Here is a 26,817-nt window from a genome sequence, read left to right on the forward strand (position 1 = left end):
AGTATTGAGAAAACCCGCCTTTTGGCGGGTTTTCTCGTTTCTGGGGCTAAAAAGCCCCTTCCATGAACTCCAGTACCGCCTCCCGATACGCTGGCAGAATAAACGTCGCGCCGTGGGGTGTATCGGTCCTCAGGAAGTCTTTGGGCTGTTCTGCGGCTTCGTACAGGCGCATGCCGTGGTGGAACGGGATGATGCCGTCGCGGGCGCTGTGGATGATTTTGACGGGGACCGGGGCGATGTTGGCGATGCGGTCTACACCTTCGTAGTTGTCGGTGATGCTCCAGCTCAGGGGGATCTGGAATGGCCAGGTGAGCCAGAATTCTCCGAGTTTTTCGCGGGCGATCAGGCGGAAGCCGGAGAAGGTGCCGTCGAGGATTACGCCGCTGAGTTGGGGGTGTTCGCCGCGTTGCACCCATTCACTGGCGAGGGCAATGCCCAGGCCGCCGCCGAGGCTTTGGCCAAGGAGGAACAGGGGGTGGTCGTTGTCGGGGTGCCGCTCGGCAAGCCAGCGCAGGCCGGTTTCGGTGTCGTGAAGGGCGCCTTCTATGTCTGGCGCGCCGGTGGATTGGCCGTAGCCCCGGTAGTCGATGGCAAAGACGTTGTAGCCTTGTTCCGGTAACCACGCGACGTTGAGGATGTGGGCGCTGACGTTCTGGGCGTTGCCGTGCAGGTAATAGACGGTGCCTTTGGCGGGTCCGTCTGTGAGGGCGGGCAGCCACCAGCCGTGGAGGGTTTCGCCATCGGCGGTGTCCAGGTAAATGTCTTCATACTCCAGGTTCAGGCGGTCCGGGGTGATGTAGGTTACGTTGTCCGGGTAGAAGAACACGCTGCTGCAGCCAGTTTGCAGCAGGGCGACAAAGGCCAGCAGGATGAGTCGTGCTGGCCTTTTGCTCAGCCTGAAGTTCATCAGAAATACGCGTGAATGCCAGCCTGCCATGTGCTTTGGTACCTGTTGAAGTGGTCTTCCCGGGTGAATTCGGCAAACAGGCTGAATTCCCGACCGATGTGCAGATTGCCTTTGAGGTACAGCTGGTCCTGCCGGTGTTGGCTGCTGATGATCCAGGCCTTGGTTTTGGCGCCGGCCAGAAGGCTGAACCGGTTGTTCTGGTGCAGCAGGCCAAGATCGGCACCCGGGGCGAAGTCGTAGCCGCGGCGGATGTCATCGTCGACTTCCAGGTCCGCGGTGGCCACGGCGAAGGCCTGGGTGTTGTGGTTCAGGCTCCAGCTTCCACCGGCGCCGCCCTCCAGGTAGGGCGTGAGCACCCGCTGTGTGCCGGTGTCTGTGCGCCGGCCGCCAAAGCCTACCTGCCAGGAAATGGGAGAGAAGAACTGGTTGCGAGGGCTCAGGGAGCGGATCTCCACACCCACAATCTGTTCCACCTGAAGTTCGTCATTGTCATGGTAGAGCCTGGCGTCCAGCCGCAGGAACTGTAACTGGGCGCCAGACCGGTAGCCCTCCGGCGGGTCCAGTACGTCATGGTAGGCCGGGCGCAGGGTCAATTGGGTGAACTCGGCATGGTCCAGTTGGCCACTGCCGAGGCTTACCCGGAAGGTATCGTGGCCCTGGTCGTCACGAACGGTTGGCTCCGGTACCGGTGGAATTTCGTCCACACGATCTATCCGGCTGCGGGAGACCAATAGCTGATGTGACAGGGGGGCAGAAAATTCCCTCGGCCAGCCACGGGCTTCGCTTTGGTAGCGCACGTAGTCGTAAGTGGCGTCCAGTACCCAGGCTCTTTCCTGATCAGAGAGCTGCTGCATTTCAGGGCCATTCACTTGCACATAGCCATTGGCGATGGCTGCGGCCAGGGTTTGATGGTCGCGTGGCAGGGTGTCGAGGCTGTGGCTGACTGCTGTCGCTGCCGAGGGCCGGTAGTGAATGCTTTCTACAAGGTCTGCATCGCGAACCCAGCGTACTGTGTCGGAGGGGATTGCGTGGGTGCTCACTTCACCGAGCAGGTTGGTGCCCGGGCGCGCGGCATCAATCAGTGCCAGCAAACGGTAGGCGCAGTTTTCATCAAAGAAGTAGTAATCGAAATTCTTGTCCTGAATCTCCCAGGTGTGGGCCAGCATGGTGTCGACTTCTGGCTGGGTCAGGTTCAGGGTGTATTCCCAAAGATCCCGGTGTTCAATGTCGTTGTACAGCCGGATCATTTCGTAATAGGGGCGGATGGAGGTAATCCCGGGATAACCGCCGAAAATACCCCGATAGGCAAACAGCAGCTCGCTGTCGTGCTCGGCGGCGTCCGCTGCGTAAGAAATGGTATTGGCCAGCAGCAGGTCGGCTTCTTCATCCTCCTGGGGTGGGTCCAGTCGCAGGAAGGTATGGCCGAACATGGACGACGGGCTGTTCAGGTAAGAGGCGGCAAAGACCAGTGTGACCTTCTCAGTGTTCAGTTCGGCGGCCCACTCGTCATAGGCCGGGCAGCTGACAGGGTCATCCGGCAGGTCGAGCTGCTCCCGAAGCCAGGCATCGCGGGCCGGAAAGCGGCATCGGGCGTGATCGTCGCCGTCGCCGGGTTGCTGAATGGCGGCAAGGGTCGCCTCCAGCTCTTCCCTGGGTGAGGTTTTTCCATTCTCACTCAGGAAGAACGCAGGGTCGTCCGCTTGGCTGGTATAGTTGGAACTAAACCGTTCGGTTTGATAGTGGCCAAGGGTCAGCCATACCGGGTGGTGGTGCAGTTCATCGGGTGTAACGGCAAGGGCGGCCTGGGCCGAGAGTGAGCATGCAAGCCACAGAGCGGCCTGCCGGGGGCGCAAGATGTTACCCATAGGGGAGATCAGAGTCCGGATTGCGATTGGGTGCAGGAGGGCGCCATCCGTGGCGCCGCGTCAATCCTTTGGGAATGCGTTATTACGCAGCCACGTACTTGCTCAGAGACTCGTTCTGCTCAAGCAGGGAAACGATAGCATCTACCGCTTCACCAGAGGTGGTGTCAGAGTTCGGGAAAATGCTGGCAAAGTTGTCTTGCAGCACTTTGCGGAAGGCCTCACGGTCAGCCGCGTCTACACCCAGCAGTACTGCCAGGGTTTCCAGGTTTTCACCGGAACCACGGGACATGTCACGGGCAACCTTGTCGATGTTGCTGTCCATGTACATGGCCATGGACTGAACAGACTGGTTAGTCTGGCAGCCGAGGGTACCGGTAGTCATACCGAAGGTCTGGTTACCGAAGGTTCCGTTGGTGGTGGCGGCCAGTACGTGCGGCGCAACGCCGGACTGTCCTTTCCAGATCATGGCGCCTACGCCACAGCCAGGCTGAGCGAATGCCATGGAGGAAGCACCAAGAAGAATTGCACCTGCGATCAGTTTTTTCATTATCCACTCCTTTATGTGGTTTTTTGCTTTCGTCGCATACCCTGCAACCTGTAAGTCCTGAATCGGCTGCAAGCTAACGGCCCCGATATGGTTACCGGTGATTGGTGTGACCGTTGGGTTCAGTATAGATGAAAACCCGTGTTTGGGAAGAATACAAACTGACGGATCAAAGGGTTATTGATATCTGTCACTCCGAATTCTGTCGTTGTCGGCGGCGGGTAACGATCACCCGCCCAGATAAGCCTCCCGCACCTCTGGGTTGGCTAACAGGTTTTTACCCGTATCGTGCAGCCGGATGCGCCCGGTTTCCAGCACATAACCCCGGTCGGCCAGGTTCAGGGCCTGGTGGGCATTCTGTTCCACGAGGAATACGGTGATGCCCTCCTCCCGCAACTGCCCGATGATCTCGAAGATCTGTTTGATGATGATGGGCGCAAGGCCAAGTGACGGCTCATCCAGGATGATCATCCTGGGCTTGCTCATCAACGCCCGGCCAATGGCCAGCATTTGCTGTTCGCCGCCCGACATGGTGCCGGCCCGCTGGTGTTCCCGCTCCTTCAGGCGGGGGAACAGCTCGTACACGTGCTCCTGGCTTTTGCGGATCTCGGCCTTGGTGTTGAAGAACCCGCCCATGGCCAGGTTCTCTTCCACGGTCAGGCCGGAGAAGACTCTCCGGCCCTCAGGGACAATGGCGATGCCGGAGCGCATGATGTTGGAGGTGGCTTCATTGGTAATATCCCGGCCTTCCAGAATCACTCTCCCGGAACTGGCCTGTGGATTGCCACAAACGGTCATCAACAGAGTGGTTTTGCCCGCGCCGTTGGCACCGATCAGTGAAACAATCTCCCCCTTGTTTACTTCTACCGATACCCCGTGCAAGGCCTCGATCTTGCCGTAGTGGGTGTGCACGTTTTCCAGTACTAGCATGGTGTTTCCTCAGGCCTCGCCCAGATAAGCTTTGATAACGTCATCGTTCTGGCGCACTTCGTCCGGTGTGCCTGCAGCCAGGGGACGGCCCTGGTTGATCACGGTAATCCGATCGGAGATGTCCATCACCAGGCTCATATCGTGCTCGATCAACAGTACCGAGACGTTATAGTCCTCTTTGAGGCTGACAATCAGTTGATTGAGGTCTTTGGTTTCTGCCGGGTTCAGGCCAGCTGCGGGTTCATCCAGCATCAGCAGTTTGGGCTCGGTCACCATGCAGCGGGCAATCTCCAGGCGCCGTTGCTGGCCGTAGGCCAGGTTGCCGGCATCCCGGTTGGCAAGATCAAGCAGACCCACCCGCTCCAGCCAGTAGGCTGCCCGGTCCAGGGATTTCTGCTCCCGTGATCGGTAGTTGGGGGTTTTAATCAGTCCGGACAGCAGGTTGGTGTTCAGATGCCGATGCTGGGCCACCAGCAGGTTTTCCACCACGGTCATTTTGTTGAACAGGCGAACGTGCTGAAAGGTCCGCACCATGCCCAGCCGCGAGATTTTGTAGTCGGGCTTGCCTTGCACCTCCTTGCCTTCGAACAGGATCTTGCCACCACTGGGTTTGTAGAACCCGCTGATGCAGTTAAACACCGTGGTTTTGCCGGCACCGTTTGGCCCGATGATGGAAACGATTTCGTGTTCCTGCACATCCAGGCTGACCTGATCGACTGCCAGCAGGCCGCCGAAGCGCATGGACAGATTTTTTACATCCAGCATGTCTGTCACTCCTGCCGTTTCAGTTCAATGTGAATCCGCCGCATGGGCATCAGGCCCTGTGGCCGCCACACCATCATCAACACCATGGCTGCACCGAACACCAGCATACGGTAGTCGGCAAACTCACGGGCCAGTTCCGGCAATATGGTGACCGCAATGGCGGCGAGTATGACGCCGATTTGCGAGCCCATACCGCCGAGCACCACAATGGCCAGAATGATGGCGGATTCGAGGAACACGAACGACTCCGGGCTGATAAAGCCCTGCTTGGAGGCAAACACGGTGCCGGCAAAGCCGGCAAAGAACGCGCCGATGGTGAACGCTGAAAGCTTCACCGCGGTGCGGCTCAGGCCCAGTGAGCGGGCGGCAATTTCATCTTCCCGCAGGGCTTCCCATGCGCGGCCCACTGGCATGCGCATCAGGCGGCGAATCACCAGAGCGGTGATCACCGCCAGTACCAGGGCTATCAGGTACAGGAAAATCACCTTGTGCTCGCCGCTGTAGGCAATGCCAAAGGTTTCGTGGAACGAGGTATTGCCTTCTTCCTTAACGCGCCGGCCGAATTCCATACCGAACAGAGTGGGCTCGGGAATGCCACCAATACCATTTGGGCCGCCGGTGATGGAGGTCCAGTTATTCAGCAGAATCCGGATGATTTCCCCGAAACCAAGTGTCACGATGGCCAGGTAATCGCCGCGCAATCGCAGTACGGGAAAACCCAGTACCAGGCCGAACAGGGCGGCGAGCAGGGCCCCGATGGGCAGGGCCATCCAGAACGAAATGCCCATGTACTGGGACAGCAGGGCAAAGGTATAGGCACCCACGGCGTAGAAAGCGACGTAGCCAAGATCGAGCAGCCCGGCCAGGCCAACGACCACGTTCAAGCCCAGCGCCAGCATGACGTAGATCAGCACCAGCGTCGCCAGATCCACCGAGCCCCTGGACACGAAGAATGGCCAGAACAGGGCCAGCACAATGATGCCGGTCAGCGCCCAGGACTCCAGCTTTACTCGCTTGGCTTGTGCCAGGGGCTCCCGGCCTGCCAAAGGATTCAGTGCCGGCAATTTGCCGAGATTTACCATGATGGTGTCGCGGTAAAGCTGGAAGAAAAACACAATGCCAGCGGCCACCATCACAGAGATAATGGTGCTGGCATCGGCGCCTTCGAGGCCCACTCGAGTGCCTTGGGCAACCAGGTTCAGGCCGAGAATGGGGTAGGCGATGATGATGGTGATCACCGCACAGAACAGGGCGTGTTTAAAGTTATGTGCTGCCATCAGATCTTCTCAACCTCCGGTTTGCCCAGCAGTCCGGTGGGTTTGAACAACAGAATCAGGATCAGCAGGCTGAATGACACGACATCTTTGTATTCACCACTCAGATAGCCGGAGGTCATGCTCTCAGCAACACCCAGAATCAGCCCGCCCAGCATGGCGCCGGGAATGCTGCCAATGCCGCCAAGCACCGCGGCAGTAAAGGCTTTCAGGCCGGCAATAAAACCGAACAGTGGGTCTACCGAGCCGTAGTACATGCCCAGCAGCAGACCGGCCACCGCGGCCAGCGCGGCGCCGATCACGAAAGTGGCGGAAATGATGCGGTTGGTATCAATGCCCAGCAGGTTGGCCATGCCAAGATCCTGGGAGACTGCCCGACACGCACGCCCGATGCGGGAGCGGGAAATAAACAGCGAGAGAATGGTCATGCAGACAAGCGTGGTAATGAAAATGGTGATCTGCATGTAGGAGATTGATAGCTGGAAGCCCTCGCCAGTGCCGAAGCGAAAGCTGCCATCGATCAGAGCCGGGAAGCCAATGTTGCGGGAACCCTGCGCCAGGTGTACGTAGTTTTGCAGGAAAATGGACATGCCGATGGCGGAGATCAGCGGAATCAGCCGGTGCCGGCCGCGTACTGGCCGGTAAGCTACCCTTTCCACCGCCCAGCCCATGGAGCTGGATACGATCATGGCGCAGATCAGGGCGACGATCAGCACCAGGGGTAACCAGGCAATGCCCAGGGTGGCCAGGCCGGTGATGGCGATCAACGCGGTGTAGGCGCCAATCATGTAAATCTCACCATGGGCGAAGTTGATCATGCCGATGATGCCGTAAACCATCGTATAGCCGATGGCGATCAGGGCATAGGTGCTGCCGATCGTCAGCCCGTTAATGAGCTGCTGTGAGAAATAAAGGAGGTCTTGCATCTGTGTGGAACTCCGAATGCCTGCTGCCCGCACTCCTTGTCCCGTTGACGGGGTGTCCGTCAGGTAGCCAAGCGGGTCAGCAGAAGCCCAGAAAAACACCTTCCCCCGGGTCGCGGCGGGAAGGTGTTCTCATAATGACCGTCTGTAAACGATGTTGGCTCAGTTGACCGGAGTCTTGCTGCCGTCAGAGTGCCATTCGTAGACGACAAACTCGAAGGACTCCATATCGCCCGCCTGGTTGTACTGAACGGTACCGATGGGCGTTTCGAAAGTGCCGGAGCGCAGGGCCTTGGCCACTTCAAACGGATCTTTGGTGCCGGCCTGTTCGATGCCGTCGGCAACCAGCTGAACAGCGGTATAGGAGGTGAGAACAAATGGGCCGGATGGGTCTTCACCCTTGTCAGCGAAGGCGGCTACCAGATCCTGGTTCTCTTCTTTCTCGTCAAAGCTGGGCGGCAGGGTAACCAGCAGGCCTTCGGCGGCTTCGCCGGCAATAGTGTTGATGTCTTTGTTGCCAACGCCTTCAGGCCCCATGAACTTCGCGTTCACGTCTGCCTGGCGTGCCTGGCGAAGGATCAAACCAAGCTCCGGGTGGTAGCCGCCGTAGTAGACGAAATCCACGTTGGCCTGTTTGATCTTGGTAACCAGTGACGAGAAGTCTTTGTCACCGGCGGTGATGCCTTCAAACATGGCCACTTCCACACCGGCATTGCGCAGGGTGTCTCGTACCGCAGTAGCAATGCCCTCACCATACTGCTGTTTGTCGTGGATGACGGCGACCTTATTCGGGTTCTGGCTGACGATGTACTCACCGGCGACCGGTCCCTGCATGCTGTCGAGGCCGATGGTACGGAATACCAACTCATAACCACGCTGGGTAATTTCCGGGCTGGTCGAGGCCGGGGTAATCATCAGTATGCCTTCGTCTTCATAGATATCAGACGCCGGCTGGGTAGAGCTGGAACACAGGTGACCCACCACGTATTGAACGCCCTGGTTGACCAGGCGGTTGGCAACGGTGACGGCCTGCTTGGGGTCGCACACGTCATCTACCTCTACGCCTACCAGTTGTTCGCCCATAACACCGCCGGCAGCATTGATGCGTTCAATGGCCATGCGGGCGCCAGAAAACTGCATATCACCATACTGGGCAACGGGGCCGGTCATCGGGCCGGCAATACCAATTCGGATTTCAGCGGCGGCCTGGCCGGCGGCCATCAGAGCAACAGAAGCGCCTACAGCGGTAGCGAGTTTCTTAACGGACATTTTCATCGTGATGTTCCTGTTTGTCAGGGTTATTGTTATGTTCTCAGAGACTTAAACAAACACCACAGCCAGCTGCTTGTCAAGCAGATCGGGCCAGGGTTTGCTCTGGAACACAGCGTCGCTTTCTCCGTTTGGATTAGCAAGCTCTGTGCCGGTCTCTGTGATGTTATGCGTCCGTGCTGTCGTCCTGATCGGTGAAGACCAGAGTCCTGTAACTTTCGTGATCGTGCAGTGGCTCGAAACTGGGGTCGACGGAGGCATCGTCCCGGTAGGCTTCTGAGATGTCGATGGCCTTTTCCAGGGTGCTGACGGCGTCTTCCCAGCGGCCAATCTCGGCGTAGGCGCAGGCCAGTTGGTAATGGGCATGGCCGTTATCCGGAGCCAGCTTCAGTGCCCGTTGGCACAAGCTGATGGCCCAGAGAGGTTCGCGCATTTCCAGCACGGCATCGGCTTTGTAGCTCAGGGCCTCTACATCGTCCGGGCGCAGGTCCAGAATCTGGTCGTAGGCGGAGATCTTGTTTTGCTGGGAGGTCTCCTGGCTTGCCTTCAACCAGAGCGCGTGCACCTCGTTAGTGCGTTCGATCTCCGCCTGGTTTTGATGAATGATCTCGGATTTCTGCTGCAGCTGCTCTTCAATGGATTTCAGGCGCTTCTCGTACTCCACCACCAGTTCATTCACCCGTTTCTCGGCCAGGCTGGTGAGCTGGTTGCGCATGTCGCGGATCGAGTTCCAGCCAATCACCACCAGAATGGAGGTGGCGCCGGCAATCAGGTAAAAGAAGTAGGTGACGGTATCAGTGGCGTAGGACATGGTTTTGTCGGCAACCGACAATTCCTTGTCGACCACTTTTTCAATTAACTCGGCCCGGGTGTTCTGCATCTCCTGCCGCAACGCTTTCACTTCATCCAGCAGATAGCGCTCCACGAATGGATTGTACAGGGGGCTTTCCAGTTCACCGATGCGCTCTTCAACGTCTTCGTCCGTCACTTGCTGGGCTTGAATAGCGCTGGTGAAGGTAATGGCAAGAGCGAATGCGAGGTAAAACCTGATCATCAACCGTTTCCGTATTGTGTGTGAGTGGCAAGCTGCTGACCTTAGCATAGTGGCGGGCGGAAATAATGCCGCATTGGTGGTAGGTGCGTGCAAGTTCGCTTCGGAAGCAAGCTAGGTAATACTGCCCACTTGCAATTACCAGTGCAAAGACCTCTAATTATTAGAGGTATAAACAACGCGTTGATTCTGGAGCAGTGGTGTGAACAATTACGAGCAGGTGTTGGTGGCGCTTCGGCGGGTTATCCGGGCGACCGATCTTCATTCCAAGCGGTTGAGCAAGCACGCCGGGCTGACAGGGCCACAGCTGTTGATCATGCGCACCATCCGGGATCTCGGGGAGGTGACGATCGGCACCATCGCCGAGAACGTCAGCCTGAGCCAGGCCACCGTCACCACCATCCTGGACCGCCTGGAACTGCGCAAACTGGTGTACCGGGTGCGCAGCACTCAGGATAAGCGCAAGGTACACGCGCACCTGACCGAAGAAGGCGCCGAGATACTCGCCCGCGCCCCCAACCCGCTGCAGGAAGACTTCATCGCCAAATTCCAGAGCCTGGCCGAGTGGGAGCAAACCATGATCCTGGCCTCATTACAGCGGGTGGCGAACATGATGGATGCCGATGATATTGATGCGTCGCCGGTGCTGACCGTTGGATCGGTGTTGAAGGATGATGGGTGGAAGGAAAAGGCTTGAAAAGGGTCTGTCCCCGAATGGGGACTGACCCATTTTGGACCCATGGGCTCGAGTTTGGCTAGGGGTCTGTCCCCGAACGGGGACTGACCCATCTTGGACCCATGGGTTCTAGTTGGGTGCTTTAGACGGGCAAAAGCGGGTCAGTCCCCTTTGGGGACAGACCCCTGGGACAGACCCTATTACTAATGCACACTAGACCCCTGCTTGGGCTTATTCCCAAAACACACCTGAAACACATCGTTGTAGTGCTTGGCAAAATTCACCGATATCCCTTCCTTCAAATACTCCGGCAGCTCCTCATAATCCCCGCGGTTCGCTTCCGGCAGTATCAGGTTGTTGATCTTCTGCCTGCGCGCAGCAATCACCTTCTCCCGAATACCTCCCACCGGCAACACCTGCCCGGTTAAGGTCAGCTCTCCGGTCATGGCAATGTTCTGCTGCGGGGCTTCTTTGCGGGCGATGGAGAGCAGGGCGGTGGCCATGGTGACGCCGGCGCTGGGGCCGTCTTTGGGCGTGGCGCCTTCCGGTACGTGCAGGTGCACGAAGGACTTGTCGAAGAAGGTAGGGTCACCCTTGAATCGCTTCAGATTGGAAGACACAAAGCTGTAAGCAATCTCTGCCGATTCCTTCATTACATCCCCCAGTTGCCCGGTGAGCTTGAAGCCCCGTTGGCTGGTGTGAATGCGGGAGGCTTCGATACTCAGGGTGGCACCGCCCATGGCGGTCCAGGCCAAGCCGGTGACCACGCCCGTGCCTTTCAGAGATTTTTCTTTTTTGAACGCCGGTTGTCCCAGGTAACTTACCAGATCAGAGACACCCACCTTGACCGGTTCATCCGGGCTTTCCAGCAGTCTCACAATGCCCTTGCGGATAATCTTGTGCAGCAGCTTTTCCAGGTTTCGCACACCAGCTTCCCGGGCATAACCTTCAATCACCTGGCGGATCGCCGCGTCGGTAATGTTCAGCTGTTTCTTCAGCAGCCCTGCCCGTTTCAGCAGGCGCGGCAGGAGATGATGCTTGGCGATGGCCAGCTTTTCCTCACCGATGTAGCCAGACAAGCGAATCACGTCCATCCGGTCCAGCAGCGGCCGGGGAATGGTGTCCAGCTGGTTCGCGGTGCACACGAACAGCACCTTGGACAGGTCCATGCGCACATCCAGGTAGTGGTCCAGAAACTCTTTGTTCTGTTCCGGGTCCAGGGTTTCCAGCAGGGCAGAGGCCGGGTCGCCCTGATAGGACGAGCCGATCTTGTCGATCTCATCCAGCATGATCACCGGATTGGCCACCTTGCTGTCTTTCAGGGCCTGAACGAACTTGCCGGGCATGGCGCCGATGTAGGTGCGGCGGTGGCCCTTGATCTCGGCTTCATCGCGCATACCGCCCACGCTGAACCGGTAAAACTCCCGGCCCAGGGCGTCGGCCACCGAGTGGCCAATGGAGGTTTTGCCCACCCCCGGCGGGCCTACCAGCAGCAGTATGGAACCACTCACTTCGCCCTTGAAGGTGCCTTCGGCCAGGAACTCAATGATCCGATCCTTCACATCGTCCAGGCCATCGTGGTCCCGGTCCAGAATGCGGCGGGCTTCGGCCAGGTCGAAATGGTCTTCGGAATGCACACCCCAGGGAACCTGGGTAATCCAGTCCAGATAGTTGCGGGTAACGCCGTATTCCGGGGAGCCCTGTTCCAGTACCTGCAGTTTCTGGATTTCATCCTTGAACCGCTCCTGCACCGCCTCCGGTGGATTCAGCTTGGCCATGCGCTCCTCAAACCGCTCCACATCGGCGGTTTTGTCATCCTTGGCGATGCCCAGCTCCCGCTGGATGACCTTCAGCTGCTCGCGCAAGAAGAATTCCCGCTGGTGCTTCTGCACCTTTTCGTTCACTTCCTCGTTGATCTCGGATTGAAGGCGGGCGACTTCCTGTTCCTTGCGCATCAGTAAAAGAACTTTCTCCATGCGCCTGAGCAGGGGTACGGTATCGAGCACATCCTGCAACTCGCGGCCCGGGGCGCTGGTCATCGAGGCGCCGAAATCCGCCAGCGGCGAGCTGTCTTCCGGGCCAAAGCGGGACAGGTACTGCTTCACCTCTTCGCCATACAGCGGGTTGGTGCGCAGCAGTTCCTTGATGGCAGCGATGATGGCTAGCGTGTAAGCCTTGAGCTCATCCGCCGGCTCCTCCGGCTCTTCCGGGTATTCCACTTCCACCAGGTAGGGTGGGCGGCGGCGCAGCCACTGAACAATTCGGAACCGCTGCATGCCCTGGGCAATAAACTGAACCTTGCCGCCTTCGCTCTGGGCGTGGTGAACCTTCACTGCACAACCCATGGTTTCCAGGTCATCGCTGGCGGGAATACCGGTGTCGGATTCCGGATCTTCCACAAAGCAGATGCCCAGAACCTTGTGGTCGGTTTCACCCACCCGTTTCAGGGTTTCCTGCCAGGGGTCCTGGTTCACCACCACGGGCTGCACCTGGGCCGGAAAGAACGGCCGGTTCGACACCGGCAACACATACATACGCCGCGGCCTGGCCTGTTGAGGCAAGACCAGGCTTTTGCTGTTCTCGTCTTTGCCGATGTACTCGGTCACATCTTCTTCAAATTCTTCCAGGGAGTCTTTGCGGTTCTCGTCATTCATACCGTGCTGCTCTCAAGGCTGAGTGGTTAAAGACCTATGTGACGGCATTGGCGAGATTTTCAAGATGCGTTAAAGCTATCGGTTTCGACGATCAGGCCGCGCGGGTTTCGCTGCTGACGCTCTGTTTGTAGAAGCGATTGCCCCGGAAAAACGTACCGTAATCGTTAAACCGAACACCCATTTCTTTCATCACTTTATGGGCCGCCGGTGCGGTCCATTGGCGGATGTAAAACGGCTCCCGCACGGCAAAATGGTGAATGGCGTGGGTGCTACCAAAGTTGAAACAGAAAACTTGCATCGGAACCAGCCACCAGGGGTTCAGAACCTGGCACTGCTGCATCACGTTGCGGGCTTCAACATCCCCGTAATAGTGGATGTTGGAGCTGATGAAGTGCAGGCAGAAGGTGCGCAGGAACGATGGCAGCATGTAGACCACGGCGAAGGTATTCAGAACCCCAAGGAGGTTGGCGAATTCGCTGGTCAGGGTAATCGGCGAGCCCAGCGCCTGTGCTGAGAACAGCACCACATGGATGGCAATCCAGCCATGAAACATCAGATAGTAAAGGTTGCCCAGGGGCGCATAGGCCAACAGTTGCTGGACTCGCATTTTTTTAACCTCGCCCCGGGATTCCGGCTTTTGGGAGCGGATATAGGCTTTCACTGCACGCACGGTGGTCCGTGGGCGCAGCAGCACCGCCATCATGTTGTCACCGGTCATCAGCAGCCGGCGTAATCCCCAGCGCTCACCGTTGGTGATGCCACGCTCTTCCAGGTCGCTCTCGGTGCCGCTGTACTTATGGTGGTGCAGGTGCAGATTGCGCCGCACGAACGGGCTGACGGTGCTGGCCCGCGCCAGCCAACCAACGGCCAGCATCAGATTGTTTGCCCAGGGGCGGTTCTTGAAGTACATGAGGTGGATCAGATCGTGTTCCAGCTCATGGATGAAGGAGGCAAACACGGCGGTTACAGGAATGCACAGCCACCAGGGAATGATGTCCATAACATACAGCGTGCCGCTGGCAATCATACCCAACAGCGATACCACCATAATGGAGGCGCCAATCAGATTCTGGTGCTTCTCAAGCCAGGGGTGGCGCCGTCGCAGGGCACGGCCTTCCTCCAAGACGGTCTTGCGAATATGATCGGTTTTCTCGGCATCGGTCATGGTGCTTGGATCTAAAGACATGGTTTGACCTTTTTAACGGGGGTTGTCGGCATCCAGGTACCTGATCCTGGCATCGTCAGTTGCTATTGTGGGCGAGGTGGTACTCAAACCGGGTATGATCAGACGACAAAAAACGATCATTAGACGACAACTACAATGACAACTGTTTCTATCGTTTCCAGCCAACCGACCGTTCCGGGAACCTACGTGCTGCTGCTGATTGATGTGGCCGAACGCTGGAACATATCGGCAGACACACTGCTGGCGGGGGAAGGGCTGCAACCTGAGGACTGTTTGCGCAGTGGTTTCCGTTTGCCCCGGGACAGCTTCGCCAACCTGATAGAGCGCGCGATCGCCCTGACAGGGGAGCCGGGTATCGGATTTTTGCTGGGCCTGCAGATGCGGGTGTCCTGCCACGGGATCATTGGCCAGGCCGCGATGGTCGCGCGCACCCTGGGAGAGGCACTGGAAATTGCCAGAGCCTATTTCGACATGCCCTCTTCGGACCTTCAGTTACGCATTGAGCGTGAGGCAGGGCATGAAGGCGACATGGTACGGCTGAGCCTGGGGGAACGCGATGAACGCTATCGGCTGAGCGAAGTCGGCGCACAGTTTCTGCTGACCGGGTTTGCCGCCATGGCGGAAGCCCTGACCGGCCGCAAGCTCAAAGGCGAGGGCGTGATCCGGTTTCCCCGCCCTCCCTACATGGAACGCTATGACCACCTGGTTGCCGGCAAACTTCAGTTCAACGGAGCCTTCAACGGTTTTATCTTTGACGCGTCGATTTTCGATTATCCTCTGGTGATGTCAGACCCTGTTGCTGCCCGGATTGCCCGGGAGCAGTGCAAGGAAGAACTGGGCCGGCTGGGGGGTGGGCGTTCGCTGGCTCGCCAGGTGCGTGACCTGGCGTTTGATGAGGAGCTGGGTTTTGCGTCTATGGACGAGGTGGCAGAAAAGCTGAACATGACCCCGCGCACGCTGCAACGTCGTTTGCAGGCTGAAGGGGTGGTTTTTCGCCAGCTGGTAGAGAGCATTCGGCAGCACCATGCCGAGCGCCTGCTGTTGCTGAACCAGAAAAGTATTGGCGAGGTGTCTGACCTGCTGGGTTATTCTGACGTTACCAACTTCAGCCGGGCCTTCCGGCGCTGGGCCGGGTGTTCGCCCCGGGACTACCTGAAACAACATGCAGCCGGCCAGCGGGCTTGAACCGCTCCGGGCCTGGCTTGAATTTTCATTGACTGGCCCCATTACCGAAGTCATCACACGCTTTAATAACCGGGTAAATCTATGACCGCTTCGCCGTATATCTTCGACGCCACCGCCGACAACTTTCAGCAAAAAGTGATGGAAGCTTCCGCCACCACGCCCATCCTGGTGGATGTCTGGGCCGAGTGGTGCGCGCCTTGTAAGCAGCTGATGCCGATCCTGCAGAAGCTGGCGGAGGAATATCAGGGCAACTTCCAGTTGGCCAAGGTGAACGCCGATGAACAACAGGAACTGACTGCATCACTGGGTGTACGCAGCCTGCCCACGGTGATTCTGGTTAAGAACGGCCAGGCGGTAGATGGCTTCAACGGTGCCCTGCCGGAAAGCGAGATCCGCAAGGTGCTGGAAAAGCACATCGACGCGCCGTCTGAAGACCCGTACGAGAAAGCTCATGCCCTGTGGGAAGCCGGTGATGTGGACGGTGCCCTGGCCATCCTCACCGACATGAACCAGAAAGACCCGGAAAACCTGGATGTACTGATTGACCTGGCGCAGCTGAAAGCCGAGCAGGGCGATCTCGAGACGGCCGAGCAGGTGCTCAACAGCCTGCCGCCGGAAGAGAAGCTGCAGCACAAGGCCAAACAGCTGGCGGCCCGGGTGAAGTTCCTCAAGCAGTCTGGTGAACTGCCAGCTCAGGCGGAACTGGAGGCGAAACTGGAAGCCAATCCGAAAGATCCGGAGGCCCTGCACCAGTTGTCTCTGCATAGGGTATTGCAGGACAAAAACGCGGAAGCCATGGACCTGCTGATTCGCCTGATGCAATCAGACAGCACGTACAAGGACGGTATCGCGAAAGCCACGCTGGTGGAGTTGTTCGAGAAGCTGGGCAACAACAATCCGGATGTGCGCACCTACCGCCGCAAACTCTACACCCTGATGCACTGACAACGGATGGCAGGCCTGGCTGTCAGAGTCAGGCCAACAGCGCCACGGATTTGATTAGCGCATACACCGGCTTGCCCGTTGCCAGTCCAAGCTGGTGGACGGCCCTGGCAGTGATTTCCGCTAAAAGCAGCTGACCGTCCGCCGTTCGGCAGGCCACCACGCACCGGTTGTCCCTGGGCGGGTCTATGCGTTCAATGGTCACCGGCAGGTGGTTCTGAATGCTGATGTGTTGAGGGTCTACCAGAGACAAACTGACGTCCCGGGCAAGAATGCTAATCCGGGTTCTGTTCATCCCGGCTGCTAGCGCAGAACTCGTTAACCACAGGCGAGCCTCCGGCGGACCAAAAGGCCGGGCGTTATCTTCTCCCGCTTCACCCAAAGTACCTTCCAGAACTGAAGCCGCACCCGCATCATCGAACAACGGTGAGTCTGGCCGGGCCAGGGCCTCCCGCAAGGTTTCCACGTTCTGAATCTGGCCGTTCTGCATGAACACCACCCGGTCTGCCAGGCGGGTGACTTCATCCGGGGAATGACTGACCATGACAATCGGCACCCCGGATTCCGCTGCCATGCGCGCCAGAAACGGCATGATTTCCCGTTTGGTCTGGGTATCCAGCGCCGCCATGGGTTCGTCCAGTAGCAGCAACTGGGGGCTGATCAACAACGCGCGGCCAAGGGAGAATCGCTGGCGCTGGCCCCCGGAGAGTTGATCAATCCGCCGGTCCAGCAGGTGCTCAATTCCCAGCATGGCGGTTACTTCATCCGGGTGAAGCCGACGTTGCTCCGGCGGTGTTCGTTGGTATCCGTAAAGCAGGTTTTCCCGAGCGGACAGGTGAGGGAGCAGGCTGTGTTCCTGAAACACCAGGCCAATCCTGCGCTTGTGCAGGGGCAGAAACTGCCGGCCCCGTTGCCAGTGCTGCCCGTCAAAGCGCACCACCGCACCCCGTGGCCGTTCCAGGCCGGCGATAATGCGCAGCAGGGTGGTTTTGCCACAACCGGAGCGGCCAAACAGCGCGGTGACACCCTCTAGCGGTAGCTCATGGTTGACCTTGAGTTCGAAGTCCTTGCCGTGGCGAAGGTGTGCCTGCAGGTACAGGGTCATAGCTTGGCGACCTCGAACCGGCGGTTAATGCTGTACACCACAAACAGGGTGACAAAGGCGAAGATCAGCAGCATCAGTGACAGGCTATGGGCGGCGTCGTAATTCATGGCCTCGGCGTGATCGTAGATCAAAACCGACAGCACCTTGGTTTCACCCGGAATGCTGCCGCCGAGCATTAAAATTACGCCGAACTCTCCCAGGGTATGCGCGAAGGTCAGTGTAGCTGCCACCACAAAACCGCCCCGGCTGAGGGGAAATATCACCGTTCGGAACCGGTCCCAGGCGCCGGCGCCCAGACTGCTGGCAACCTCGACCGGGCGCCGGCCCAGGTTGCGAAAGGCTTCCGTCAGCGGCTGCACGGCAAAGGGCATGGAATAGATAACCGAGGCGATCAGAATCCCCTCAAACGAGAACGCCAGGTGCTGGAAGCCCCACGCCTCCAGGGTTTGCCCAACCACGCCCCGGGGCCCCAGAGTGATCAGCAGATAGAACCCCAGCACGGTGGGCGGCAGCACCAGTGGCAGCGCCACAATGGCCTGCACTACGGTACGGAACTGGTTACGCCCTTGCGCCAACCACCAGGACAAAGGTGTGGCCAGCAATAACAGAATGATGGTGGTATACAGGCAGAGCTTGAAGGTGACTTCAATGGCCTGCCACTCTGCGGGGCCGAGTTGAAACATTGGGGTCCTTTCAGGTGAAGAGGCCGGTTGGCCGTGCGCCCGTCAGGGCACTACAAATCCATATTGCTCCATTATAGCGATTGCCTGCTCCGTGGCTTTGAAGTCGGCAAAACGCATAACCTCGGGTTTATTGCCTCCGTGGCGGGTAACCACATAACCCTGGGTCAGTGGGTTGTGCAGGCTGTCGTCAATCAGGTGGTGACTGTGGGCGGCGAGCTCCGGAAACTTCGCCAGGGACAGTGCAATCACACCCACCTGAGCGGCACCGGACGCGGCCATCTGCGCTGCGTGGGCAATGTTCTCACCGAACACCAGCTTGGGTTGCACCGCCTCCCATATGCCGGCCGCCTGCATGGCTTCCTTGGCGCGCAGTCCATAAGGTGCATGGGCCGGCTGGGCGATGGCGATGCGGGTAATGGAATCCGAAGTAAGGTCATTCAGGGTCAGGCTGCCGGCGTCCAGGGTGTTGCTCCAGAGCACAATCCGGCCAATGGCGTAGGCCGCGGGCGGGGTAGCCGTCAGCCCTTCCTGCTCGAGCCGCTTGGGAAACGCAATGTCTGCTGAGAAAAAGATATCGTAGGGCGCACCGTTCATGATTTGCGTGGTCATCTTTCCGGAGGAACCGTATACCACCTGCACGTTGGAGCCGGGGTTGGCTTCGCGATACAGCTCAATGATGTCGTCCAGGGCATAGCGCAAATCCGAGGCAGCCGCAATGCGCACCAGTTCGCCCGCCTGGAGGCTACAGGTAAACAGGAAAGTGGCCAGCATGGCCAGCATTCGACAAGGCTTGAACCACTGATACATCCCGAATCCCCCAAACAACGTATTCTGGTTTAGAAAAGCGAAAGGCAGCGCAACCGTTTTACCGCAACGAACCGAGTAACATGCTAAAACTCCCGCCCCAGCCTGACAACTGTGAACTGTGCGAACGCGCCGTACCCAAGCTCACCCGCCACCACCTTATACCCAAACACCTCCACCGCAAAAAACGGTTTCAGAAACTGTTCAGTAAAGAGGACCTAATCACCCGCACCTTGTGGGTGTGCCGGCCATGCCATAACGCGATTCATCGGGCTCGTTCGGAGTATGAATTGGGGTTGCATTACAACAGCCGGGAGAAGCTGCTTGAGCTGGAGGAGTTGAGTAGGTTTGTGGAGTGGATTCGGGATAAGCCGGCGGGGTTTGTGCCGAAGAAGGGGCGCTGAAACAGGCCCGCCGGGGCGGGCCTGTTACCAGGGGGCTACGCCTTCCCCTGCTTCATCGCCTCAAACTCATCCTCAAAGAAGAACTTCTCTTCACCGAAGGCGGGCTCCAGCTCATGCAGCCAGGTGGCGGTTTCGCTGTACTTGGCGAAGAACGGGCGCTGTACCCAGTCCGGGTTGCGGCCTTGCAGGAAGCGCAGTACGAACACCTTTTCGCCTTTTATTTCGGTTATGCCCTGAACTTCCACTTTGCCGGGTCCGGCGCTCATGCTGGGGCCGCGGGCGGTGCGGGCCAGGCCGCTGACCTTTTTCATGGCCTCGCGGTAGATGTGGTAGGCCTCGGCCAGGGGTACTTCGAAGTAGTTCTTGGCGCCGGTATCCCGTTCTACAAACATGTAGTAGGGGATGATGCCCAGCTTCACTTCTTTCTTCCAAAGCTTGGCCCAGGCGTCGGCATCGTCGTTCACATGTTTGATCAGCGGGCCCTGGGCGCGGATCTCGGCACCGGTAGCGCGGATGCGGCGGATGGCCTCTTCCGCGATGTCGGTGGTGATTTCCTGCCAGTGGTTGTAGTGGGCCATGATGGCCACGTGCTTGCCGCCATCAACCAGTTTGGCGAACAGTTCGATCAGCTCGTCCGCATCTTTGTCGGTCACGAAACGGTACGGCCAGAAAGTGAGGGCCTTGGTGCCGATGCGGATGGTCTGGATGTGGTCGAACTCCGGCTGCAGCAGAGGCTCCAGGTACTGAACCAGGTTTTTGGTCTTCATCACCATGGGGTCGCCACCGGTCACCAGCAGGTCGGTTACTTCGGTGTGTTCCTGCAGGTAGCCGTGCAGCTTCTCAGCATCGGTGCTGGCCATTTTCAGGTCTTTGTCACCGACAAACTGCGCCCAGCGGAAGCAGAAGGTGCAGTAGCTGTGGCAGGTCTGGCCCTGGGACGGGAAGAACAGCACGGTTTCGCGGTACTTGTGCTGCACGCCGTCCAGCACTTCGCCGTCCAGTTCCGGCATGTTCATTTCCATCTGGCCGGCCGGGTGTGGGTTCAGTTCGTCCCGGATTTCCTTGGCCACGGCCTGAATTTCCTTCTTGTCGGCACCCTCGCGATGCAGTGCCGCCATTCTTTCGTAATGTTCGTCCTTGAGCATACCCTTCTGAGGGAATACGAGCTGATAGATGGGATCGTTCGGTACCTTGTCCCAGTTGATCAGTTCGTTGATCACATATTCGTTGACCCGGAATGGCAGCACGCTGGCCACCACTTTCATTTCGAACAGGGTCTCTTCGGGGAGATTCTGGATCGCCTCAATTTTATCGAGCTGGCGGTCGGTAAAAACCTTGAACCGGCGTTCCTCGAATTCCTGAACCGGGATGCGGTTCGGAAAGGTGACGATGGAGTTCATAGATCGCCCTCTGATTAGGTGCCAAAGATAAAAGGAGGGGTGGATACCTCCTTCACTGGTTAAAAAACGGGCAGGCAAGTATACATAAATCGAAATTCATTTTCAGGTCTAATTAATAATTCAGTGTTTGGCGGCTGAGTTCATCGCCTAAATTCATCGAATATCGCTAATTTACAGCGAAATAGCCCGAAAATTGTAGATGTGTTTGAGGTTCAGGTATTTAGCATGGCGATGCAATTCGTAAGTACCAATGCGCTCATACATTGGTCTGATGCCTGGTTGTGAAAGCCATTGAAACCGGACATTATTGCGTAACTAATCTAAATAAAGCCGTCGTTTGGCATTTCAAACGGCTGTTTGTTTGTTTTTCTGGCTCATTTTGTAGTAAAAGTACGAAAGTTTTGACGTGCGGCGCGCCCAGTACAACCGGGGGCGGGAAAGCCGGGGCCAAAAGCTCCGCCCGCAGCCGGCCCGCGCGGCAGGAAAAATGTGAAAGCTGTTCTATGCTTGAGAGAGGTCAAACGCGCTATTAAGCATTTCTCGCAAGCTGATGTATCCACAATAAAACTGCAGGTTATCGCAGCATTTCAAGTTTGCACCGTGACAGGCTGCTGATCGTGGCCCACGAGGCACCTTTTGAGTCCAAGGGGAGGGTTTGATGTACCAGGATGATGATCCCATTGAAACCAGTGAATGGCTTGATGCGCTGGAATCTCTGATCGAGAACGAAGGCGTTGATCGTGCCAAATACATTCTGGAGCGCCTGTCTGAGCGCGCCAGCCGCGATGGCACCGCGCTGCCGTATTCCATCACCACGCCATTCCGCAACAGCATTCCGGTTGCCAAGCAGGCGCAGATGCCCGGCGACCTGTTTATGGAGCGGCGCATTCGCTCGCTGATCCGCTGGAACGCCATGGCCATGGTGGTGCGGGCCAACAAACGCCCGGGTGACCTGGGCGGCCATATTTCCACCTTCTCTTCTGCCGCCACATTGTATGACGTGGGCTTCAACTATTTCTTCCACGGTGGCGACGACAAGCGGGAATCTGACCTGGTGTACTTCCAGGGCCACGCCGCGCCGGGTATCTATGCGCGCTCCTTCCTGGAAGGCCGCTTCAGCGAGGAACAGCTCGACAAGTACCGGGAAGAGGTAGACGGCGAAGGCCTGTCTTCCTATCCACATCCGTGGTTGATGCCGGACTACTGGCAGTTCCCCACGGTTTCAATGGGCCTGGGGCCGATTCAGGCCATCTACCAGGCCCACGTCATGAAGTACCTGCACAGCCGTGAGCTGACCGATATGGACAACCGTAAAGTGTGGGCGTTCATCGGTGACGGCGAGTGCGATGAGCCGGAAACCCTTGGCTCCATTTCCAAGGCGGGCCGCGAGAACCTGGATAACCTGATCTTCGTGGTTAACTGTAACCTTCAACGTCTTGATGGCCCGGTGCGTGGTAACGGCAAGATTATTCAGGAACTCGAGGGCGTGTTCCGTGGTGCCGGCTGGAACGTGATCAAAGTCGTCTGGGGTCGTCATTGGGACCCGCTCTACGCCAATGACGACGATGGCGCCATGCAGCGGGCGATGGATGAAATCTGCGATGGTGATCTGCAGAACTTCAGCTTCAAGGGCCCGGCCTACACCCGCAAGGAATTCTTCGGTCGCAATCCTGAGCTGGCCAAGCTGGTTGAGAACATGTCCGATGAGGAAATCAGCAAGCTCAACCGGGGCGGTCATGACCCGTATAAGGTTTATGCGGCTTACCACAAGGCGGTGAACCAGGCCAACGGCAAACCGACGGTGATTCTGGCCCACACCATCAAAGGCTACGGTTTTGGCGCGGCGGGCGAAGCCCAGAACACCGCCCACTCCCTGAAGAAGCTGGATATCGATACCCTGAAGGAATTCCGGGACCGTTTCGGCGTGCCCCTGAAAGACGACGAGCTGGAAGAGGTGCCCTACTACCGCCCGGCGCCAGACAGCCCGGAACTGGTTTACATGAAAAAGCGCCGGCAGGATCTCGGCGGCTTCTATCCGAAGCGCAACAAGGACTGCCAGCCGCTGCAGATTCCGGACCTGGATATTTTCAAACAGGTACTGGAAGGCTCTGATGGCCGTGCCATTTCCACCACCATGGCGTTTGTGCGCATTCTGAGCGCGCTGGTGAAAGATAAGCGCATCGGCAAACGCGTGGTGCCCATCGTGCCGGACGAAGCCCGTACCTTTGGTATGGAAGGCATGTTCCGTCAACTCGGTATCTACACCTCCGAAGGCCAGAAGTATGTGCCCCAGGATCGTGACCAGATCATGTACTACCGGGAAGACAAGAAAGGCCAGATCATGCAGGAGGGCATCAACGAAGCCGGTGCCATGGCTACCTGGATGGCGGCTGCCACGTCCTACAGCACCAACAGCTACCCGTTGATTCCGTTCTATGTGTTTTATTCCATGTTCGGCTTTCAGCGTGTGGGCGACCTGGCCTGGGCTTCCGGCGACATGCAGGCCCGTGGTTTCCTGATTGGCGGCACCGCCGGCCGCACCACCCTCAACGGTGAAGGCTTGCAGCACCAGGATGGCCACAGCCACGTACTGGCCAACACCATTCCAAACTGCAAGGCCTATGACCCAGCCTACGGTTACGAAATGGCCGTGGTGATTCGCCACGGTATGAAGGAGATGTTCGAAGACAACAAGAACGTTTTCTACTACCTGACCATCGAAAACGAAAACTACGAACAGCCTGCCATGCCGAAAGACTGCAAAGACGGCATTATCAAAGGCATGTACAAGTATGAATCGGTGGAAACCAAGGGCCGCAAGAAGAGCCCGAGGGTTCAGCTGCTGGGTGCCGGCGCGATCATGAACGAAGTGCGCGAAGCCGCCCAGATGCTAAAAGACGACTGGGGCGTAGCCTCCGACGTGTGGAGCGTGACCAGCTTTAACGAACTCGCCCGCGATGGTCAGCACGTGGAGCGCTGGAATCACCTGCACCCGGACGACAAGCCGCGCCAGGCTTACGTTACCCAGTGCCTGGAGAAGGCCCAGGGGCCGGTGGTGTCTGCCACCGACTACATCAAGCTGCACTCCGAGCAGTTGCGGGCCTTTATCCCGAAAACCTTTATGACTTTGGGCACAGACGGTTTCGGCCGCAGCGATACCCGCGAGAAGCTGCGTAGCTTCTTTGAGGTGGACCGCTACTACATCACCGTCACCGCCCTGTCAGCCCTGGCCAAAGATGGTGAGATCAAGCTTGAACAGGTTCTCGAAGCCATGCGCAAGTACGGAATCGATCGCAACAAAACGAACCCGGTGCTGAGCTAAGGAGACCGCCATGAGTGAACAGGAAATCAAGGTTCCCGATCTCGGCGGTGCTGATGAAGTCGAGGTCATCGAAATCATCGTCAGTGCAGGGGACTCTGTTGAAGAAGAAGATCCGATTCTGACCGTAGAATCCGACAAAGCCTCCGTGGAACTGCCGGCGCCCGCCGCCGGCAAGATCACCAAAATCACGGTGAAAGTGGGTGACAAGGTCAAGGAAGGCGATGTGATCGGCATCATGGAAGGTGGTGCCGGCGGCTCCAATGAAGAAGGCAGCGATAAAGCCGACGAGCCCGAGCCGAAAGCAGAAAGTAAAACTGAGGCCAAGTCCGAAGACAGCAAACCGGCGCCCAAGAAAAAATCCGGCGGCACCCGCACCGAAGTGGTGAAGGTTCCGTCGCTGGATGGTTTTGACGACGTGCCGGTGATTGAAATCAACGTGGCGGAAGGCGATACCGTCGGCGAGGATGATCCGCTGGTCACCGTGGAGTCCGACAAAGCCACCATGGAAATTCCGTCGCCCTACGCCGGCAAGATTGGCAAGATTCTGGTGAAGGAGGGCGACAAGCTTTCCGAAGGCGTGGACTTGCTGGAGATGACCATCGAAGAGGATGGTGGCGACGAGGAAGAATCGTCAGACTCCGGTGAAAGCCCCAAGGCCGAAAGCCAGGAGGCTAAACCTGAAGCAAAGGCAGACAAGCAGGAAGCCGCGCCCCAGCCCCAGGGTTCTACCTACGAGCCACCGGCGCCGGGCACCAAGGTGCATGCCGGCCCCGCCGTGCGCAAACTGGCCCGGGAGCTGGGTGCCGATCTCACACGGGTGAAAGGGTCCGGCCCGAAAAGCCGCATCCTGAAAGACGACGTGCATGCCTATGTGAAGAGCCAGTTGCAGCAGGCCCAGCAGGGCACGGGTGTGGCGACAGGTTCCGGCATTCCGGGCGTGAAACTGCCGGACTTCAGCCAGTTTGGTGAAGTGGAGCGCGAGGGCATGTCCCGCATGATGGCGGCTACCGCCACCAACATGCAGCGCAGCTGGTTGAACGTACCCCACGTAACCCAGTTCGACGATGCCGACATCACCGAGATGGAAGACTTCCGCAAGGCTCAGAAAGCGGCTGGCGAAAAGCGTGGTGTGAAGATGACCCCGCTGCCGTTCCTGCTCAAGGCCTGCGCCGCCGCGTTGGCGGAACTGCCTCAGTTCAACGTGTCCCTGGACATGGAGCGCAAGGAGGTGGTGCGCAAGAAGTACATCCATATCGGCATTGCGGTGGATACACCCCACGGCCTGATGGTGCCGGTGATCCGGGATGTTGACCAGAAAGGCCTGTGGGAACTGGCCGCCGAGAGCGCCGAACTGGCCCAGAAGGCGAGGGACAAGCAGCTCAAGCCGGCAGAAATGCAGGGCGCCTGCTTTACCATCACCAGCCTGGGTGGCATTGGCGGCACCGCGTTCACACCCATCGTGAACACGCCCGAAGTGGCGATTCTGGGTGTCTCCAAGGCCTCCATGAAACCGGTGTGGGACGGTAAGGCATTCCAGCCGCGGCTGATGCTGCCGCTGTCGCTGTCTTATGACCACCGGGCGGTGAACGGGGCGGATGCAGCCCGGTTTACCAACCTGCTGGCGCAGCTGCTGGGGGATATTCGGACCTTGCTGCTGTAGTCCTGAATTGAGGGCCGCTCCGTAGCTTCTTAGTGGCGGGGCGGCTTTCTCGTCTTTGCGTTGAGCCTGGCCAAACCTATATCAACTTGCTGCATCAGATTCGTTCCTGCCTTCGGCCTCCACCGGATGCCCTGGTCGGGCCGCCGTTTGTGGCTGGCGTAAGGTATCTACTCTGCTGAAGCCGTACGCTGCCGGCGTGTCCTTGGTGAATACGCCCAACTATTCCGCATAATATCCAGCCGCCCCGGGGTGTTAAGCCGCAGCACCTGAAGCGCCATCTCGTCGTTCTTTTGTTTCCAGGTATCGTTATCCATATCCCGCCAGTAACGGGGCGGTCGGTTTGTTCGCCGGTCGTGTTCGGCGGTGACCGGGTCGTTGGGGCGGTGTTCTTCCCAGAGAGGAATGTCCGGCAGCGGCCGGCTGGTGTCCATAAAGTTCTGGAACATGTCCCACAGGGCGTAGCATTCCTCGGGGTTGGTTTTGCCGATCAGGGTGCCGATGGGGATCAGGATGTTGCGGTACCGGTGAGCCAGGTACAGGGTGTGCACCACCCCGCCGCCGTGGATCAGTTCGTTGGAGGTGTAGGCATCGAACTCGTAGAACGGCGCGGTTTCTTCTTCCGGCTGGCCGGTTTTGCCCCAGGTGCCTTTTTTGTCGTAGTGATACACCGTTACCAGGCCCGTGCGGCGATTGAGTTCCCATAGTGGGCCCTTGTCAGGCTTGATGAGCTGCCGGGGGAAGAGTTTGAACAGGGCAGTGGGGATGAGGTTGCAGGCGATTAAGGGACCTAAGAACGTTGCTAGTATGGGGAGAAATGCGAGAAGTGTCGTCCCGAACGGCTCACTCTTCGGCCGAATATGGAGATGGCCTGCGAACCCTAAGGCTAGTGGGAACATCATAAAGGCGATGACGACAGGATTGCCGAAGGCATTGAAAAACAGGAGGATGCGGGTTCTCAGGGCGGCTGTGGCATGGCGATAGCGCTCGTGGTCAATACGCTGATGGAAATCAATGTTGGCGAAATTATTCGGTTCCTTCTCGAAACGTCTGAGTGTCGCTGGGGAATAATCTGTCCGGTAAGACTGGGGGGCCACATCCTCTGTGTGCCCCCAGGGAAGTTTCCGGTCGGCTTTTCGGTTGAACCAGGGCTGCTCCGGGTTGGCTCCCGGAGCCGGGCGCTTTTGTTGGGGGAGGTGTTCGGAATCGTAAGCTTTCGGGCCGTAATATCCCGATGCAGCTTTATCGGTTGTCATACCGCAGCTCCCAAT

Annotated in this window: 22 protein-coding genes; 6 read left to right on the forward strand and 16 right to left on the reverse strand. The window is 58.1% G+C overall.

From position 1 onward, the window contains the following. Nucleotides 1-46: 46 nt before the first annotated feature. From ABIE59_RS08860 to ABIE59_RS08900, 9 genes are all read right to left on the reverse strand, one after another. Complete coding sequence (locus ABIE59_RS08860; protein WP_502915341.1) at nucleotides 47-937, reverse strand: alpha/beta hydrolase; 891 nt, start codon at nucleotides 935-937, stop codon at nucleotides 47-49. Beyond that, the gene (locus tag ABIE59_RS08865) at nucleotides 907-2,772 is read right to left on the reverse strand and encodes an Lnb N-terminal periplasmic domain-containing protein (RefSeq protein WP_354446138.1); all 1,866 of its coding nucleotides are present in this window, start codon (nucleotides 2,770-2,772) and stop codon (nucleotides 907-909) included. Before ABIE59_RS08865 ends, ABIE59_RS08860 begins: the two co-directional genes overlap by 31 nt. Before the next feature lie 82 nt (nucleotides 2,773-2,854). Further along, the gene (locus ABIE59_RS08870) at nucleotides 2,855-3,319 is read right to left on the reverse strand and encodes a DUF3015 domain-containing protein (protein ID WP_061330628.1); all 465 of its coding nucleotides are present in this window, start codon (nucleotides 3,317-3,319) and stop codon (nucleotides 2,855-2,857) included. A 225-nt stretch (nucleotides 3,320-3,544) separates the two neighbouring features. Beyond that, nucleotides 3,545-4,246, reverse strand: coding sequence for an ABC transporter ATP-binding protein (locus ABIE59_RS08875; RefSeq protein ID WP_354446140.1), 702 nt, complete (start codon nucleotides 4,244-4,246; stop codon nucleotides 3,545-3,547). A 9-nt stretch (nucleotides 4,247-4,255) separates the two neighbouring features. After that, a complete protein-coding gene (livG, locus tag ABIE59_RS08880) occupies nucleotides 4,256-5,011 on the reverse strand; it encodes a high-affinity branched-chain amino acid ABC transporter ATP-binding protein LivG (RefSeq protein ID WP_061330626.1) in 756 nt (251 codons plus the stop codon). 5 nt (nucleotides 5,012-5,016) lie between these two features. Continuing rightward, entirely contained in the window at nucleotides 5,017-6,288 is a 1,272-nt protein-coding gene (locus tag ABIE59_RS08885; protein ID WP_354446142.1) for a high-affinity branched-chain amino acid ABC transporter permease LivM, read from the reverse strand. Continuing rightward, entirely contained in the window at nucleotides 6,288-7,211 is a 924-nt protein-coding gene (gene livH / locus ABIE59_RS08890; RefSeq protein WP_061330625.1) for a high-affinity branched-chain amino acid ABC transporter permease LivH, read from the reverse strand. Before livH ends, ABIE59_RS08885 begins: the two co-directional genes overlap by 1 nt. 159 nt (nucleotides 7,212-7,370) lie before the next feature. Further along, on the reverse strand, nucleotides 7,371-8,483 hold the full coding sequence (locus ABIE59_RS08895) for a branched-chain amino acid ABC transporter substrate-binding protein (protein ID WP_106694137.1): 1,113 nt from the start codon (nucleotides 8,481-8,483) through the stop codon (nucleotides 7,371-7,373). A 160-nt stretch (nucleotides 8,484-8,643) separates the two neighbouring features. Then, nucleotides 8,644-9,531 carry a TPR end-of-group domain-containing protein gene (locus tag ABIE59_RS08900; protein WP_354446144.1) on the reverse strand — a complete coding sequence of 296 codons (888 nt, stop codon included), beginning with the start codon at nucleotides 9,529-9,531 and terminating at the stop codon, nucleotides 8,644-8,646. Nucleotides 9,532-9,730: 199 nt separating this feature from the next. Between ABIE59_RS08900 and ABIE59_RS08905 the strand changes: the two genes are divergently transcribed. After that, a complete protein-coding gene (locus ABIE59_RS08905) occupies nucleotides 9,731-10,225 on the forward strand; it encodes a MarR family winged helix-turn-helix transcriptional regulator (protein ID WP_106694135.1) in 495 nt (164 codons plus the stop codon). 182 nt (nucleotides 10,226-10,407) lie between these two features. Here ABIE59_RS08905 and lon read toward each other — a convergent pair whose 3' ends face one another. Both lon and ABIE59_RS08915 read right to left on the reverse strand, forming a co-directional pair. Continuing rightward, the gene (gene lon / locus ABIE59_RS08910) at nucleotides 10,408-12,858 is read right to left on the reverse strand and encodes an endopeptidase La (protein WP_354446146.1); all 2,451 of its coding nucleotides are present in this window, start codon (nucleotides 12,856-12,858) and stop codon (nucleotides 10,408-10,410) included. A gap of 91 nt (nucleotides 12,859-12,949) precedes the next feature. After that, nucleotides 12,950-14,044 carry a fatty acid desaturase gene (locus tag ABIE59_RS08915; RefSeq protein ID WP_354446148.1) on the reverse strand — a complete coding sequence of 365 codons (1,095 nt, stop codon included), beginning with the start codon at nucleotides 14,042-14,044 and terminating at the stop codon, nucleotides 12,950-12,952. A 135-nt stretch (nucleotides 14,045-14,179) separates the two neighbouring features. Here ABIE59_RS08915 and ABIE59_RS08920 point away from each other — a divergent pair, with 135 nt between their 5' ends. Beyond that, nucleotides 14,180-15,229: an AraC family transcriptional regulator gene (locus tag ABIE59_RS08920; protein WP_354446150.1), complete on the forward strand. Its 1,050-nt coding sequence runs from the start codon at nucleotides 14,180-14,182 to the stop codon at nucleotides 15,227-15,229. Between the two features lie 81 nt (nucleotides 15,230-15,310). After that, on the forward strand, nucleotides 15,311-16,174 hold the full coding sequence (gene trxA / locus ABIE59_RS08925) for a thioredoxin (RefSeq protein WP_354446152.1): 864 nt from the start codon (nucleotides 15,311-15,313) through the stop codon (nucleotides 16,172-16,174). 28 nt (nucleotides 16,175-16,202) lie between these two features. Here trxA and modC read toward each other — a convergent pair whose 3' ends face one another. From modC to modA, 3 genes are read right to left on the reverse strand one after another with little or no spacing between them, the layout of a single operon-like run. Beyond that, nucleotides 16,203-17,276 (reverse strand): molybdenum ABC transporter ATP-binding protein, encoded by a 1,074-nt coding sequence (gene modC, locus ABIE59_RS08930; RefSeq protein WP_354446154.1) that lies wholly within the window; start codon nucleotides 17,274-17,276, stop codon nucleotides 16,203-16,205. After that, complete coding sequence (modB, locus tag ABIE59_RS08935) at nucleotides 17,273-17,959, reverse strand: molybdate ABC transporter permease subunit (RefSeq protein ID WP_354446156.1); 687 nt, start codon at nucleotides 17,957-17,959, stop codon at nucleotides 17,273-17,275. The genes modC and modB overlap by 4 nt, the downstream gene beginning before the upstream one ends. Nucleotides 17,960-18,001: 42 nt before the next feature. Beyond that, entirely contained in the window at nucleotides 18,002-18,766 is a 765-nt protein-coding gene (gene modA, locus ABIE59_RS08940; RefSeq protein WP_354446158.1) for a molybdate ABC transporter substrate-binding protein, read from the reverse strand. Nucleotides 18,767-18,846: 80 nt separating this feature from the next. Between modA and ABIE59_RS08945 the strand changes: the two genes are divergently transcribed. Next, a complete protein-coding gene (locus tag ABIE59_RS08945; RefSeq protein ID WP_354446160.1) occupies nucleotides 18,847-19,167 on the forward strand; it encodes a hypothetical protein in 321 nt (106 codons plus the stop codon). A gap of 35 nt (nucleotides 19,168-19,202) precedes the next feature. On the opposite strand, the gene ABIE59_RS08950 is transcribed toward ABIE59_RS08945, so the two are convergent. Further along, nucleotides 19,203-20,567, reverse strand: a complete 1,365-nt coding sequence (locus ABIE59_RS08950; RefSeq protein ID WP_354446162.1) for a KamA family radical SAM protein — start codon at nucleotides 20,565-20,567, stop codon at nucleotides 19,203-19,205. Between the two features lie 658 nt (nucleotides 20,568-21,225). Here ABIE59_RS08950 and aceE point away from each other — a divergent pair. Together aceE and aceF are read left to right on the forward strand one after the other, a co-directional pair. Beyond that, entirely contained in the window at nucleotides 21,226-23,889 is a 2,664-nt protein-coding gene (gene aceE / locus ABIE59_RS08955; RefSeq protein ID WP_354446164.1) for a pyruvate dehydrogenase (acetyl-transferring), homodimeric type, read from the forward strand. A gap of 10 nt (nucleotides 23,890-23,899) precedes the next feature. Further along, complete coding sequence (aceF, locus tag ABIE59_RS08960) at nucleotides 23,900-25,549, forward strand: dihydrolipoyllysine-residue acetyltransferase (protein ID WP_354446166.1); 1,650 nt, start codon at nucleotides 23,900-23,902, stop codon at nucleotides 25,547-25,549. A 167-nt stretch (nucleotides 25,550-25,716) separates the two neighbouring features. Here the strand turns inward: aceF and ABIE59_RS08965 are convergent, their stop codons facing one another. Beyond that, nucleotides 25,717-26,802 (reverse strand): hypothetical protein, encoded by a 1,086-nt coding sequence (locus ABIE59_RS08965; RefSeq protein ID WP_354446168.1) that lies wholly within the window; start codon nucleotides 26,800-26,802, stop codon nucleotides 25,717-25,719. Nucleotides 26,803-26,817 lie beyond the last annotated feature (15 nt).

Origin of the sequence: Marinobacter sp. MBR-99 (genome assembly GCF_040547575.1) — a bacterium.
Classification (GTDB): domain Bacteria; phylum Pseudomonadota; class Gammaproteobacteria; order Pseudomonadales; family Oleiphilaceae; genus Marinobacter.

Bases quoted from the DNA above. Each gene is read 5' to 3' on its own strand.
- ABIE59_RS08920 (WP_354446150.1), top strand. From the start codon at position 14,180: ATGACAACTGTTTCTATCGTTTCCAGCCAACCGACCGTTCCGGGAACC.
- ABIE59_RS08870 (WP_061330628.1), bottom strand. From the start codon at position 3,319: ATGAAAAAACTGATCGCAGGTGCAATTCTTCTTGGTGCTTCCTCCATG.
- ABIE59_RS08900 (WP_354446144.1), bottom strand. From the start codon at position 9,531: ATGATCAGGTTTTACCTCGCATTCGCTCTTGCCATTACCTTCACCAGC.
- trxA (WP_354446152.1), top strand. From the start codon at position 15,311: ATGACCGCTTCGCCGTATATCTTCGACGCCACCGCCGACAACTTTCAG.
- aceE (WP_354446164.1), top strand. From the start codon at position 21,226: ATGTACCAGGATGATGATCCCATTGAAACCAGTGAATGGCTTGATGCG.
- modC (WP_354446154.1), bottom strand. From the start codon at position 17,276: ATGACCCTGTACCTGCAGGCACACCTTCGCCACGGCAAGGACTTCGAA.
- modA (WP_354446158.1), bottom strand. From the start codon at position 18,766: ATGTATCAGTGGTTCAAGCCTTGTCGAATGCTGGCCATGCTGGCCACT.
- ABIE59_RS08865 (WP_354446138.1), bottom strand. From the start codon at position 2,772: ATGGGTAACATCTTGCGCCCCCGGCAGGCCGCTCTGTGGCTTGCATGC.
- lon (WP_354446146.1), bottom strand. From the start codon at position 12,858: ATGAATGACGAGAACCGCAAAGACTCCCTGGAAGAATTTGAAGAAGAT.
- ABIE59_RS08875 (WP_354446140.1), bottom strand. From the start codon at position 4,246: ATGCTAGTACTGGAAAACGTGCACACCCACTACGGCAAGATCGAGGCC.
- ABIE59_RS08860 (WP_502915341.1), bottom strand. From the start codon at position 937: ATGGCAGGCTGGCATTCACGCGTATTTCTGATGAACTTCAGGCTGAGC.
- modB (WP_354446156.1), bottom strand. From the start codon at position 17,959: ATGTTTCAACTCGGCCCCGCAGAGTGGCAGGCCATTGAAGTCACCTTC.
- aceF (WP_354446166.1), top strand. From the start codon at position 23,900: ATGAGTGAACAGGAAATCAAGGTTCCCGATCTCGGCGGTGCTGATGAA.
- livH (WP_061330625.1), bottom strand. From the start codon at position 7,211: ATGCAAGACCTCCTTTATTTCTCACAGCAGCTCATTAACGGGCTGACG.
- ABIE59_RS08945 (WP_354446160.1), top strand. From the start codon at position 18,847: ATGCTAAAACTCCCGCCCCAGCCTGACAACTGTGAACTGTGCGAACGC.
- ABIE59_RS08950 (WP_354446162.1), bottom strand. From the start codon at position 20,567: ATGAACTCCATCGTCACCTTTCCGAACCGCATCCCGGTTCAGGAATTC.
- ABIE59_RS08965 (WP_354446168.1), bottom strand. From the start codon at position 26,802: ATGACAACCGATAAAGCTGCATCGGGATATTACGGCCCGAAAGCTTAC.
- ABIE59_RS08895 (WP_106694137.1), bottom strand. From the start codon at position 8,483: ATGAAAATGTCCGTTAAGAAACTCGCTACCGCTGTAGGCGCTTCTGTT.
- livG (WP_061330626.1), bottom strand. From the start codon at position 5,011: ATGCTGGATGTAAAAAATCTGTCCATGCGCTTCGGCGGCCTGCTGGCA.
- ABIE59_RS08915 (WP_354446148.1), bottom strand. From the start codon at position 14,044: ATGTCTTTAGATCCAAGCACCATGACCGATGCCGAGAAAACCGATCAT.
- ABIE59_RS08885 (WP_354446142.1), bottom strand. From the start codon at position 6,288: ATGGCAGCACATAACTTTAAACACGCCCTGTTCTGTGCGGTGATCACC.